Genomic DNA, 12929 nt, shown 5'->3' on the forward strand with positions numbered 1-12929 from the left:
AGTGGATTGATTGTAGGAGCGTCCCACGGCCGCGAAAAACCTATCGCGGCCATGGGCCGCTCCTACAGGATAAGCTCAGCCGCGGGCAGCAGCTGCGACTATCAGCTGTTTCATCTCCGCCACGGCCGCTTTAAAGCCCACGAACAGGGCGTGCGCAACCAGGGCGTGGCCGATATTCAGTTCATTGATGCCGGCGATTGCGGCTACCGGTTCAACGTTGTGATAGTGCAGGCCGTGGCCGGCGTTGACGATCAGGCCATGGGCCAGCGCGCAGGCCACGCCATCGCGAATCCGTGCCAGCTCACGCGCCGCCTCGGCCGGTGTCTGCGCATCGGCATAGCGCCCGGTATGGATCTCGATCGCCGGCGCACCCACCCGCTTGGCCGCTTCGATCTGCCGCTCATCGGCATCGATAAACAACGACACCTCACTGCCGACGTTACTCAGACGCTGCACCGCAGCGCGGATACGGGCTTCCTGCCCGAACACATCCAGGCCACCCTCGGTGGTCAGCTCGGCACGGCTTTCCGGCACCAGGCACACGTGTTCGGCGCGAAGGCTCTCGGCGAACGCGAGCATTTCTTCGGTCACCCCCATCTCGAAGTTCATCCGCGTCTGCAGGGCGTCCTTCATGATGCGCACGTCACGTTCCTGGATATGCCGACGGTCTTCACGCAGGTGCAGGGTGATGCCATCGGCACCCGCCTCTTCGGCATCCAGGGCCGCCTTCAACGGATCGGGATAACGGGTGCCGCGCGCTTGGCGCAGCGTGGCAACGTGGTCGATGTTCACACCCAGCAGAATTCGGTTGGCATCAGTCACGGTTCGGTTCCTTGAGCGTCATAAAGAGTTCGCGGCTGACCAGAGGTCGGCCGCCTAAATGGGGGGCGAGGGCCTGGCGCATCAGGCGTTTGGCCGCCGCCAAGGCGCCTGGGGCGGTCCAATCGGCGGCGGCCATGGCCAGCAGTTCCGCACCCTGGAACAGGCCCGGCTGCAGCTGCGCCACCGGCTCCAGACCGGCATCCGGCTGCAAACGGTACAAGCCATCCGGCGCGATCGGCTGACCGGAGAGGTCCTCAGCCAGGGTAAAACCATAACCCAGCTCATCCAGCAGGCGCCATTCGAATGCACGCAACAGCGGCTCCAACGGCCGGCCGGCCGCCAGCGCCGCCAAGGTCATGCCGTAGTGTTCGAACAGAATGGGCTGCGGGTCTTCCACCGGCAGCAGGCGGATCAGCAGTTCGTTCAGATAGAGGCCACTGAACAGGGCATCGCCATGCAGCCAGTGGGGGACACCGGCGCTTTCCAGACGGCCCACAGTTTTCAACTCGCCACGGCCGCGGAACTCGACTTCCACTGGCACGAAAGGCCGCGCCAAGGTGCCGGCCTTACCGCGCGCACCGCGCAATACCGCCCGCAGACGCCCTTGCGGGGTGAGGAAATCCACCAGCGCGCTGCTTTCGCGGTAGGCCCGGCTGTGCAGGACGAAGGCAGGCTGGGCAGAGGCCGGGGTCATTGCCTGGAACACTCATAGGTTGGCGGTGGAGCTACAAATTGCGAAATCAGATATCGCCGTAGCCCAGCGAACGCAGGGCCCGCTCATCGTCGGACCAGCCGCCTTTGACCTTGACCCAGAGATTGAGCATCACCTTGGAGTCGAACAGCACTTCCATATCCTTGCGCGCGTCCATGCCGATGCGTTTGATCCGCTCGCCCTTGTCGCCAATGATGATTTTCTTCTGCCCATCGCGCTCGACCAGGATCAGCGCATGGATGTGCAGGGTCTTGCCCTGCTGCTTGAACTCTTCGATTTCCACCGTGATCTGGTACGGCAACTCGGCACCCAGCTGACGCATGATCTTCTCGCGTACCAGCTCGGCCGCGAGGAAACGGCTGCTGCGATCGGTGATCTGATCTTCCGGGAAGAAGTGCTCGTTCTCTGGCAGATGCTGGGCGATCAGGCCTTCCAGGGCTTCGAGATTGTGTCCATGCTGCGCCGAGATCGGCACAATTTCCGCGTTTGGCAGTTGCTGCTGCAACCACTCCAGGTGCGGCATCAGTTCGGCCTTGTCTTCGATCCGGTCGGTCTTGTTGATCGCCAGAATCACCGGGCCTTGGACGTACTGCACACGCTCGAGAACCATCTGGTCCTCTTCGGTCCAGCGGGTACGGTCGACCACGAAGATCACCACATCGACGTCTTTCAACGCCGCCGAAGCGGTCTTGTTCATGTAACGGTTGAGGGCTCTCTCACCATTCTTGTGCATGCCGGGGGTGTCGACGTAAATCGCCTGGACATTGCCCTCGGTCTTGATCCCCAGCATGTTGTGGCGGGTGGTCTGCGGCTTGCGCGAGGTGATCGCCAGCTTTTGCCCGAGGATATGGTTGAGCAGCGTGGATTTGCCCACGTTGGGGCGGCCGACGATGGCGACATAGCCACAGCGTGTTGCAGGTGAATCAGTCATGGCCGTTCTCCACGCCGAGGGCAATCAGTGCTGCCGCGGCCGCCACTTGTTCGGCGATACGACGGCTGGCACCCTGCCCTACGGTCTTGTCATTCAATAAGGTGATCTGGCACTCGACGACAAAGATTCGGCAGTGCGGCTCGCCCTGGATATCCACCACTTCATAGCGCGGTAGCTCACAGGCGCGCGACTGCAGGAATTCCTGCAGACGGGTTTTCGGATCTTTGTTGGTGTCGACCAGCGTCAGGCCATCCAGTTCAGAGGTTAGCCAGGCCAGTACCCGCTGGCGCGCGGCATCCATCCCGGCATCCAGGTAAATGGCGCCGATCAGGGCTTCCAGTGCATCAGCCAAAATCGACTCCCGCCGGAAGCCACCGCTCTTCAGCTCACCGGAGCCCAGACGCAGGTACTCGCCCAGGTCGAAACCGCGAGCCAGCACCGCCAGGGTCTCACCTTTCACCAGCCGTGCGCGTAAACGCGACAACTGGCCTTCGCGCGCCAGCGGAAAACGCTCGAACAGCGCTTCACCGGCGACGAAGTTGAGGATGGCATCGCCGAGGAACTCCAGACGCTCGTTATTGCGTCCGGCGAAGCTGCGATGGGTTAGCGCCAGGATCATCAGATCCTGGTCTTGGAAGGTGTAGCCGAGCTGACGCTCGAGGCGGCTTAGCGATGCGCTCACGGCATGCGCACGCGGAATTCTTTGTCGAAACGCGCCACCAGATCGAGATTTTCGATCAAGGCTTCACGCTTTTCATACTTCAGGTGCGCACGGAACTCGTTGTTCTCGACTTTCACCACCAGGGCCTTTTCCAGATCAAAATCACGGATGCTGTTGACCTGCAGGCCTTTACCGACGTGCGCGTAAAACTCACCCACGCTGCGGATATCTGCGGCTTTATCGGTTTCGACCGAAGTAATGATTTTCTCCAGCGACTTGTAGTCCAGGTAGTGCGGAATCATCTTGAACGCCGTGCTGGCAAAGAAGGCCACCACCGCCAGCACCATCAGCCAACCTAGAACCGACAAACCTTTCTGCGAACGCGCAAATGTCATGATCGACCTCAATGTCAGAGTTATTGGAAAGTCTTAAGCCGCACGGGCAAGATTATATATAGCGCGCGGCGCCGTCTTGAACAGCGCCGCAAATAGTCGAAAAGTCAGCGGATCAGGCCAACTCGGGAGAAGTTCGGCAGGTTGTGCAGTTTCGGATCGGACCAGCTCAGCCATACCGCGAAGGCTTTGCCGACGATATTCTTGTCCGGCACCATACCCAGCAAGTTCTTGGCAATCTTCGGATCGTTCCAGTAGCGGCTGTCGTTGGAGTTGTCGCGATTGTCGCCCATCATGAAGTAGTGCCCTTTTGGCACCGTCCATTCCCGGCCTGGCTCGGCGCGGTAACGGCTCATTTCCTTACGGATCAGATGCTCAGCCGCACCGAGCTTTTCCTGATAAAGCACGGCACTGCCCAACGAGCCCGGTTCCTCACCGACGAGTTGCTCCGCTACCGACTGACCATTGACGAACAGGCGCTTATCACTGCTGTAGCGAACTTTATCGCCGGGCAAACCGACCACCCGCTTGATGTAGTTGATGTTCGGCTCGCTCGGGTAGCGGAACACCATCACATCACCGCGCTGCGGGTCGCCCACCTCAATCACCTTGGTATCCAGCACGGGTAGGCGGATGCCATAGGCGAACTTATTGACCAAGATGAAATCGCCCACTTCCAGCGTCGGCTTCATCGAGCCGGAGGGAATCTGGAAGGGTTCGATCAAGAAGGAGCGCAAGACCAGGACGATGGCCAGTACCGGAAAGAACGACTTGCCGTACTCCACCAGGAGCGGCTCCCGGTTCAGTTGTTCGAGCACCATGTGGTCGGGCTCGCCGACCTGGCCCTCATAAGCGCTGATCGCAGCGCGCCGACGCGGCGCCAGCAACAGCAGATCGAACAAGGCCAAAGCGCCACAGACGGCCACGGCGATGACTAACAACAGCGGAAAATTGATCGACATAGTCCTTAACCATCCAGCCTGAGCACCGCAAGGAAGGCTTCTTGTGGAATCTCCACGTTGCCCACTTGCTTCATCCGTTTTTTACCAGCCTTCTGCTTCTCCAGCAGTTTGCGCTTACGGCTCACATCGCCGCCGTAGCACTTGGCCAATACGTTCTTCCTGAGCGCCTTGACAGTCGTACGCGCGACAATCTGTCCGCCAATAGCGGCCTGAATGGCCACATCGAACATCTGCCGCGGGATCAACTCTTTCATCTTCTCGGTCAATGCGCGGCCTTTGTAGTGCGCATTGTCTCGATGCACGATCAGCGCCAAGGCATCGACCTTATCGCCGTTGATCAGCACATCCAGTTTGACCAGGCTGGCCGACTGGTAGCGATCGAAATGGTAGTCCAGCGAGGCATAGCCGCGGCTGGTGGACTTCAGCCGGTCGAAGAAGTCCAGTACCACTTCGTTCATCGGCAGGTCATAGGTCACTTGTACCTGAGTGCCGAGGAACAGCATGTCGTGCTGCACGCCACGCTTTTCGATACACAGGGTAATGACGTTGCCCAGGTGCTCCTGCGGAACCAGAATATTGGCCCGCACGATGGGCTCGCGCATGTCTTCGATCGCCGACAGATCCGGCAACTTGGACGGGTTATCGACGTAGATAGTCTCACCGGTCTTCAGCAGCAACTCGAAAATTACCGTGGGCGCGGTGGTGATCAGATCCAGGTCGTACTCACGCTCCAGGCGCTCCTGAATGATCTCCATGTGCAACATGCCGAGGAAGCCGCAACGGAAGCCGAAGCCCAGGGCGTCCGAGCTTTCCGGGGTGTATTGCAGGGAAGAGTCGTTCAGCGTGAGCTTTTGCAGGGCTTCACGGAAGTCTTCGAAGTCGTCGGAGCTGACCGGAAACAGGCCGGCGTAAACCTGCGGCTGAATGCGCTTGAAGCCGGGCAACACGTCGACATCCGGCGTGGAGCTCAAGGTCAGGGTGTCGCCCACCGGCGCGCCGTGAATGTCCTTGATACCGGCGATGATGAAGCCTACTTCACCGGCTTTCAGGTCAAGGGTAGCGGTGTGTTTCGGGTTGAATACGCCGACGCTATCCACCAGGTGGATCTTGCCGGTGGATTTGACCAGAATCTTGTCGCCCTTCTTCACGCGACCGTGGCGCACGCGAACCAGCGAGACAACGCCCAGGTAGTTGTCGAACCAGGAGTCGATGATCAGCGCTTGCAGCGGGTCTTCGATGTTGCCGGTGGGCGCCGGAATGGTGTGCACCAAGCGCTCGAGCACTTCATCGACGCCCAGACCGGTCTTGGCACTGCAGGTCACCGCATCGGTGGCATCGATACCGATGATTTTCTCGATTTCTTCTTTGACGCGGTCTGGATCGGCCTGCGGCAGGTCGATCTTGTTCAGCACCGGCATGACCTCGAGACCTTGCTCGATAGCGGTGTAGCAGTTGGCGACCGACTGGGCCTCTACACCCTGTCCCGCGTCCACGACCAGCAACGCACCTTCACAGGCCGCCAGCGAACGGCTGACTTCATAGGTGAAGTCGACATGGCCCGGGGTATCAATGAAGTTCAGTTGGTAAGTGATGCCATCTTTGGCTTTGTAATACAGCGTGACGCTGTGGGCCTTGATGGTGATCCCGCGCTCACGCTCCAGGTCCATGGAGTCCAGCACCTGAGCTTCCATTTCGCGCTCGGCCAGGCCACCGCACATCTGGATGAAACGGTCAGCCAGGGTCGACTTGCCATGGTCAATGTGGGCGATGATGGAGAAATTACGGATATGACTCAGGTCACTCACGGATCAACACTCAAAAAGGCCGCAGGCAGACTGCCCGCCGAAAAATAGCCGGGAAGTGTACCCGATCAGCGCTCGAGACGTCACGTTTAGCTGCCGGCCGGCGCCCATGCAAAAGGGCGGTAAAGACCGCCCTTTTCGTCTACCCAGCTGATTTAGTCAGCCAGTTTGAAGGTAATGAAGCTGGCCCGCCCCTCGCGCAGAACCCGCATCGAGACCGAGCGATTCTTCGGCAAGGCCTGGGCCACTTGCGTGAAAGTCTTGGCCGAGTCGATCGCCTGATTGTTCAGATGCGTGATCACATCGCCCGGACGCAGACCGATCAGCGCGGCAGGTCCCTCCAGCACCTCCTTGATCACCACGCCGCCCTTGAGATCGAGGCTCTTTTGCTCCTCGGCGGTCAACTCAGCAACCCTGACCCCCATCCGGTTAATGCTGCGCTCCATCCCCGGCGTACCGCTCGCAGCAAGTTCTTCACCCTCTGCCGGCAAGGCGCCGATAGTCAGTTGCAGCGTCTTGCGAGTGCCTTCGCGGACCACTTCGAGGTTGGCTTTGGCGCCCGCCTTCAAGCCCCCGACCAGATGCGGCAAATCGGCAGACATGATGATCGGCTGGCCATTCAGGCTGAGAATCACATCGCCCACCTGCAAGCCACCTTTGGCCGCCGGGCCATCTTCCAGCACCTGCGCCACCAGCGCGCCGGCCGGCTTGTCCAAGCCAAAGGACTCAGCCAGGTCTTTATTGACTTCCTGAATCACCACACCCAACCAGCCACGACTGACCTTGCCTTCGGTTTTCAGCTGATTAGCCACATCCATCGCCACATCCATCGGAATGGCGAAGGACAACCCCATAAAACCGCCCGAGCGGGTGAAAATCTGCGAGTTGATCCCAATCACCTCACCGGCCAGGTTGAACAGCGGCCCACCGGAGTTACCCGGGTTGATCGCCACGTCGGTCTGGATAAAGGGTACATAGCTTTCATTCGGCAGGCTGCGGCCCTTGGCACTGACGATGCCGGCAGTCACCGAGTGATCAAAGCCAAACGGCGAGCCGATGGCCAACACCCAGGCGCCCACTTTCAGATCATCCGATTTACCCAGCTTGACGGTCGGCAGACCCTTGCCTTCCACCTTGAGCAGCGCCACATCGGTACGCGGATCGGCGCCGATCAACTTGGCTTCCAATTCACTGCGATCAGACAAGCGCACGATGATCTCATCGGCACCCGCCACCACATGATTGTTGGTCAGCACATAACCATCGGCCGAGATGATGAACCCCGAGCCCAGCGATTGCGCCTCACGCTGCCGGCCATTGCCTGGATTACGCGGTGCTGGCGGCATGTTGCGTTCGAAAAACTCACGCAACATCGGCGGCAGACTTTCCAGGTCCGGCATTTGCTGCTGACCTGGAGCGGCGGCTATCCGCTCCGGCACTTTCTGCCGGGTACTGATGTTCACCACGGCCGGCGCCGCGTCCTCGACCAACTCGGTAAAGTCCGGTAATTCGGCGCGCGCAACCGCCGCCAGACTCAGCAACAACAGCGTGAGCAGCGCAGACAGACCATATTTCAGGCTAAGCATCGACATTCAGCTCCAATCCAGAACCAGCAAAATAAACTCAGAACGAACCCGCAGACCCAGTGAGCATGGCGCGCCACGCTATCGGCTGCAACGCGAAAGCGTCTGCACTGCGCCGACTCCACCAGCGCAGCGAAAACAGACCAAGGCGAGACTGCCCCACCCCCGCCTCTTCGATCATGGCGTGGTTTGCGCCTCACCAGCACGCATCGACAGGGCCACGCGCTCAGCGGTACCCAGGGGGATTTCGCCGACCACGGTAACCATCACGTCACCATCGACCGTCGACATGCGTTTGGACACCGCCACGGTTGGCCCCAATTGACTACGCGCATCCTCTACCACGGCGCCGTGCAAAGGCTCGAGAAACACCGAGAAACGCGCCAAGCCATCGCCATACATCAAACAGGCGACAGGCTCGGCCGAAGCCGGGCTCCGGCGCTCCAGCACGCTATTCAAATTGAACCCCGGCGGTAACCACTCCGAACGCCAGGCATTCGGTTCTACGGCTTGCACCTCGGCAAAATGCACGGGCTGGCAATTAGCGCTCGGCTGCAACGCGTCATCCAGCGGGGCCGTGGTATCCAGGCTAGAGAACTGAAAGCGCTCAAGCAGCTGCCCCTTCTCATTCAACAGCAGGGATTTCAACGGCAGGCCAGTCTCCCGATCCAGATGGAGCTCGAAACCATAGCGGTGCTGATCACGCGGCAGAACCGCCACCACCACGGCTGCACGCCCCGCCACCCGCGACTCGCCAAGGATGCGCAGGTCATACCAGGCGGCGAGCTGTTTGGGATCCAGCGCTCGAGCCGGCCAGCTCTGGCCATCGGAGACCTGATCAACCAAGGCACCACTCACGCACTGAGTACGGCCATTCACCCGCAATACTTCCTGAACCGGGCCATCCAGCTGCAGCAAGCGCTCACGCACTTCGCCGTCGCCGGCGCTATCAACCCGGTGCCAAATGCTATGAGTGGAGAAGCTGCCGTTACGCTCGTAGACGAACGTCCCTTGAAAATTTTGCCGCTGCTCCGCCTCGGCGAGACGGTTCAGCCAATCTTGCGCATCAGCCGCCTGCACTGGCAGGGCCAGCCAGCTACCCAGCAGGAGAGAAAAAGGGATGGCGCGCATGATCCTCCTCAGCGGCTTTCCAGGCTGGCCGCGCGGGCATAGGGCAGCGCGCTGTCAGTGCCACTGAGGGCCGCCTGCTGCGCATGTTGGCGCAAATAGGTCGGTAGACGCTGTTCATGCCAGCTCAACTGCGCTCGCCGAGCGTCATTCGTCTGCGGGGCTGGAGCCTGTTCAACACCCTCACTATAGCCGGCCAATAGCGCGGAGCCTTGCATCTGCGGCAGCGTCAGCGTCGGCTGCACGCCCTGCTGGGCCAGCTGGGTGCCCGTGAGCTCATCCTGGTTATACAGGCGCACACCGGCCAACACCGCCAGCGTGACCGAGGCGGCCACCGCCAAGCGGCCGAGACCGCGCCAACGTGCTGGCACCGCGGCGACAGGTGCGACAAGCGGAACGGCCTCATCGGCCAGCGCAGCCGAAACCGCCGCCGCAATATCCAGGCGTGGCTCGAGCAACTCTTTATGCATGACCGCGCGCGCGATCTGGTAACGCGACCAGGTAGAGCGCATCTCCACGTCGTCACTGGCGTTGAGCACGCGACGCAACTCCAACTCATCCGCCTCGTTATCCATTACCGCGGACAGCGATTCCTGCAGGGCTTCACGACTCATGGCGGTTCCTCTCTTGGCTAGCGCCGCTGTCTCAGGCTTCCTGCAACAAAGGCTGCAGGACTTTATCTATGGCTTCCCGCGCTCGGAAGATACGTGAGCGCACAGTCCCCACTGGACACTGCATGACGCTGGCAATGTCCTCATAACTTAGACCATCAAACTCGCGCAAGGTCAGGGCCGTGCGCAGATCTTCAGGCAACTGCTGGATGGTTTGATGCACCGCGCGCTCGATCTCATCGCGCAGCATCAAACGCTCCGGCGATTCGATATCCTTGAGGGCATGATCGCCCTCATAGAACTCGGCATCCTCGGCACTTACATCACTCTCTGGCGGCCGCCGACCACGCGACACCAAGTGGTTCTTCGCCGTGTTAATGGCGATGCGATACAGCCAGGTATAAAAGGCGCTGTCACCGCGAAAATTAGCCAGTGCTCGATAGGCCTTGATAAAGGCCTCCTGGGCAACGTCCTGAGCCTCATGAGGGTCGTGCACGAAGCGCACTATCAACCCGAGAATCTTGTGCTGATACTTCAGCACCAACAGATCAAAAGCCCGCTTGTCGCCACGCTGCACCCGCTCGACCAGCTGCTGATCATCTTCCTGGGTTAGCATGAACACTCCTCGTTAAGTTCGGAGGGATGCTGCACCAGCAAGCGAATCGTCTTGCCAAGATAGACTCGGGTCTTGCGCAAAAGTTCTCCCCCTCCAAACAAGCTTCCGTACATAAACACATCTGTCTTGCACGGAGTCGCGCAGCACGGCATGGCGCCGGCTGCGCGGATAATCTTGTCACCGGTTTTCGTCGCAGTGATAACGTGCGATCTGAGCCACAGACACCACAGCGAAACCGGCGTTGTCCCTTTCTGGGTAACCGCCTATGGAACCCGGGAGACTAAGAAAGTTCCCAAACGCCATACACCGTCATAAGCCCGCTATTGTGCCGCCCACCCCACCTATATACTAGGGGCCGCTTTTTGCGGAATCCGAACATGAGCCAACATTATCAGCACGACGTCCTGGTCATCGGCAGCGGTGCAGCCGGCCTGACCTTGGCCCTCACCCTGCCCGCCCATCTGCGCATCGCGGTGCTCAGCAAGGGCGACCTGACTAACGGCTCGACCTATTGGGCGCAGGGCGGTGTAGCGGCTGTGCTGGATAATGCCGACACCGTCGAGTCGCATGTCGGGGACACTCTTAACGCCGGCGCCGGGCTCTGCCGTGAAGATGCCGTGCGCTTCACCGTAGAGCACAGCCGCGAGGCGATCGAATGGCTGATCGAGCAAGGTGTGCCTTTCACCCGCGATGATGAGACCGCGCGCGAGGACGGTGGCTTCGAGTTTCATCTGACCCGCGAGGGTGGCCATAGCCATCGGCGCATCATTCACGCCGCCGACGCCACCGGCGCCGCCATCTTCAACACCTTGCTGGCTCAAGCCAAGCAACGCCCGAACATCGAACTGTTGGAACAGCGGGTCGCGGTCGACCTGATCACCGAGCGCAAACTCGGCTTACCCGGGCATAATTGCCTCGGCGCCTACATCCTCAATCGCGCCAGCGGTGAGGTCGACACCTATGGCGCGCGCTTCACCGTGCTGGCCAGCGGGGGCGCCTCCAAGGTTTATCTGTATACCAGCAACCCGGACGGTGCCTGCGGCGATGGCATCGCCATGGCCTGGCGCGCCGGTTGCCGGGTCGGCAATCTGGAGTTCAATCAATTCCACCCGACCTGCCTGTACCACCCGAAGGCCAAGAGCTTTCTGGTGACCGAGGCCATACGCGGCGAAGGTGGCTTGCTCAAGCTGCCCAATGGCGAGCGCTTCATGCAGCGTTTCGACCCACGCGCCGAGCTGGCCCCGCGCGACATCGTGGCGCGGGCCATCGACCACGAGATGAAACGCCTCGGCGTCGACTGCGTGTACCTGGATATCAGCCACAAGCCGGCGGACTTCGTGAAGGCGCACTTCCCGACTGTGTATGAGCGCTGCCTGGACTTTGGCATCGACATCACCCGCGAGGCCATTCCGGTGGTGCCGGCCGCGCACTACACCTGCGGTGGCGTGGTCGTCGACCAGCACGGCCACACCGATGTGCCGGGCCTCTACGCGATTGGCGAGACCAGTTTCACCGGCCTCCACGGTGCCAACCGGATGGCCAGCAACTCGCTGCTGGAATGTTTCGTCTACGCCCGCTCGACGGCCGCCGACATTCTCCAACACCTGCCGCACAGCCCGGCGCCGCAAGCGCTGCCGAGCTGGGATGCGAGCCAGGTAACCGATTCCGACGAAGACGTCATCATCGCGCACAATTGGGACGAGTTGCGGCGTTTCATGTGGGACTACGTCGGCATAGTGCGCACCAACAAGCGTCTACAGCGCGCCGAACACCGGGTACGCCTGCTGCTGGATGAAATCGACGAGTTCTATAGCAACTACAAGGTCAGCCGTGACCTGATCGAGCTGCGCAACCTGGCGCAAGTCGCCGAACTGATTATCCGCTCGGCCATGCAACGCCACGAGAGCCGTGGCCTGCACTACACCCTGGACTACCCGGAGCAGCTGCCCGAAGCACGCGACACTATCCTGGTGCCGCCCATCTACGGCGAGTAAACTTCAGCCGAACCCGCAAGCGCCGGTGCATCTCCGGCGCCAGCGCATCGCGCGGGATGCACAAGCCGCGCACCCGCCACTCGCCCGCCAGACGAAAGCGCAACACCACCGCCAGCGGCAACGCCAGACTATCCGGGCGCAGCTGGACGGCTTGCCAGCCGTTCTGCGCACTCCACAGCTGCCAGCCGTCGGCGTCATGGCGCAGGCCACGAAACGCCGTCCTGTCACTCAGCAAGATCTGCCGCGGCAGCACCCAGGCTGCATGCGCCAGGCACGACAACAGCCCGAGCAGGCACGCCCAGAGTGGAATTTCCGCGAAAACCAGCGCGCCCAGCGCAGCGACCTGCGCCGCCAGATAAACCGCCAGCAGCAGCCGCGAGGCGCGCCAGCGACATTCGAAGACCTTACTTGGGCTGGACACGATCCAGAATCATCCGAACCATGCGGCGCAGATCGGCGTCTTCCGGCTCGCCGCGCTGCATAAACCAGCCAAACATGTCCTGATCCTCGCACTCCAGCAACTTGCGGTAGCGTTCCCGATCTGCCGCGTCGAGGTTGGGGTAAACCTCTCTGACGAAGGGCACCAACAGCACATCCAGCTCCAGCATGCCGCGGCGGCTATGCCAAAAGAGTCGGTTGAGTTCAATAGCGTCGACCATGCGAGCGGCTCCTGCAAAATAGACCGGCAGTATAACGGTGCAGAGCGCTCACCGGC

General features: G+C 60.8%; 14 protein-coding genes. 1 reads left to right on the plus strand and 13 read right to left on the minus strand.

What is annotated here, in order from left to right; translation table 11 throughout:
- Window positions 1-75 precede the first annotated feature (75 nt).
- From pdxJ to rpoE, 11 genes are all read right to left on the minus strand, one after another.
- Window positions 76-822 carry a pyridoxine 5'-phosphate synthase gene (pdxJ, locus tag FFS13_RS09555; RefSeq protein WP_137818868.1) on the minus strand — a complete coding sequence of 249 codons (747 nt, stop codon included), beginning with the start codon at window positions 820-822 and terminating at the stop codon, window positions 76-78.
- Window positions 815-1516: a DNA repair protein RecO gene (gene recO / locus FFS13_RS09560; protein WP_137818869.1), complete on the minus strand. Its 702-nt coding sequence runs from the start codon at window positions 1514-1516 to the stop codon at window positions 815-817. Before recO ends, pdxJ begins: the two co-directional genes overlap by 8 nt.
- Before the next feature lie 46 nt (window positions 1517-1562).
- Window positions 1563-2465 carry a GTPase Era gene (era, locus tag FFS13_RS09565; protein WP_137818870.1) on the minus strand — a complete coding sequence of 301 codons (903 nt, stop codon included), beginning with the start codon at window positions 2463-2465 and terminating at the stop codon, window positions 1563-1565.
- On the minus strand, window positions 2458-3147 hold the full coding sequence (rnc, locus tag FFS13_RS09570) for a ribonuclease III (RefSeq protein WP_137818871.1): 690 nt from the start codon (window positions 3145-3147) through the stop codon (window positions 2458-2460). Before rnc ends, era begins: the two co-directional genes overlap by 8 nt.
- Entirely contained in the window at window positions 3144-3521 is a 378-nt protein-coding gene (locus FFS13_RS09575; RefSeq protein ID WP_137818872.1) for a DUF4845 domain-containing protein, read from the minus strand. The genes rnc and FFS13_RS09575 overlap by 4 nt, the downstream gene beginning before the upstream one ends.
- Window positions 3522-3625: 104 nt before the next feature.
- Entirely contained in the window at window positions 3626-4480 is an 855-nt protein-coding gene (lepB, locus tag FFS13_RS09580; RefSeq protein WP_137818873.1) for a signal peptidase I, read from the minus strand.
- Window positions 4481-4485: 5 nt separating this feature from the next.
- Window positions 4486-6285: a translation elongation factor 4 gene (gene lepA / locus FFS13_RS09585; protein WP_137818874.1), complete on the minus strand. Its 1800-nt coding sequence runs from the start codon at window positions 6283-6285 to the stop codon at window positions 4486-4488.
- Window positions 6286-6437: 152 nt separating this feature from the next.
- A complete protein-coding gene (locus FFS13_RS09590) occupies window positions 6438-7874 on the minus strand; it encodes a DegQ family serine endoprotease (RefSeq protein WP_137818875.1) in 1437 nt (478 codons plus the stop codon).
- A 168-nt stretch (window positions 7875-8042) separates the two neighbouring features.
- Complete coding sequence (locus FFS13_RS09595) at window positions 8043-8996, minus strand: MucB/RseB C-terminal domain-containing protein (RefSeq protein ID WP_137818876.1); 954 nt, start codon at window positions 8994-8996, stop codon at window positions 8043-8045.
- A gap of 8 nt (window positions 8997-9004) precedes the next feature.
- The gene (locus FFS13_RS09600; RefSeq protein ID WP_137818877.1) at window positions 9005-9607 is read right to left on the minus strand and encodes a sigma-E factor negative regulatory protein; all 603 of its coding nucleotides are present in this window, start codon (window positions 9605-9607) and stop codon (window positions 9005-9007) included.
- Window positions 9608-9638: 31 nt separating this feature from the next.
- Window positions 9639-10220: an RNA polymerase sigma factor RpoE gene (gene rpoE / locus FFS13_RS09605; protein ID WP_137818878.1), complete on the minus strand. Its 582-nt coding sequence runs from the start codon at window positions 10218-10220 to the stop codon at window positions 9639-9641.
- 377 nt (window positions 10221-10597) lie between these two features.
- On the opposite strand from rpoE, the gene nadB reads away from it, so the two are divergent.
- Window positions 10598-12214 (plus strand): L-aspartate oxidase, encoded by a 1617-nt coding sequence (nadB, locus tag FFS13_RS09610; protein ID WP_137818879.1) that lies wholly within the window; start codon window positions 10598-10600, stop codon window positions 12212-12214.
- Here the strand turns inward: nadB and FFS13_RS09615 are convergent.
- Both FFS13_RS09615 and FFS13_RS09620 read right to left on the minus strand, forming a co-directional pair.
- Window positions 12183-12635 (minus strand): protein YgfX, encoded by a 453-nt coding sequence (locus FFS13_RS09615; protein WP_137818880.1) that lies wholly within the window; start codon window positions 12633-12635, stop codon window positions 12183-12185. The two genes, nadB and FFS13_RS09615, sit on opposite strands and share 32 nt — an antisense overlap.
- Window positions 12619-12873, minus strand: a complete 255-nt coding sequence (locus FFS13_RS09620) for a succinate dehydrogenase assembly factor 2 (RefSeq protein ID WP_137818881.1) — start codon at window positions 12871-12873, stop codon at window positions 12619-12621. The genes FFS13_RS09615 and FFS13_RS09620 overlap by 17 nt, the downstream gene beginning before the upstream one ends.
- Window positions 12874-12929: the final 56 nt, after the last annotated feature.

Source organism: Pseudomonas sp. 2FG (assembly GCF_005502935.1).
Lineage (GTDB): Bacteria > Pseudomonadota > Gammaproteobacteria > Pseudomonadales > Pseudomonadaceae > Aquipseudomonas.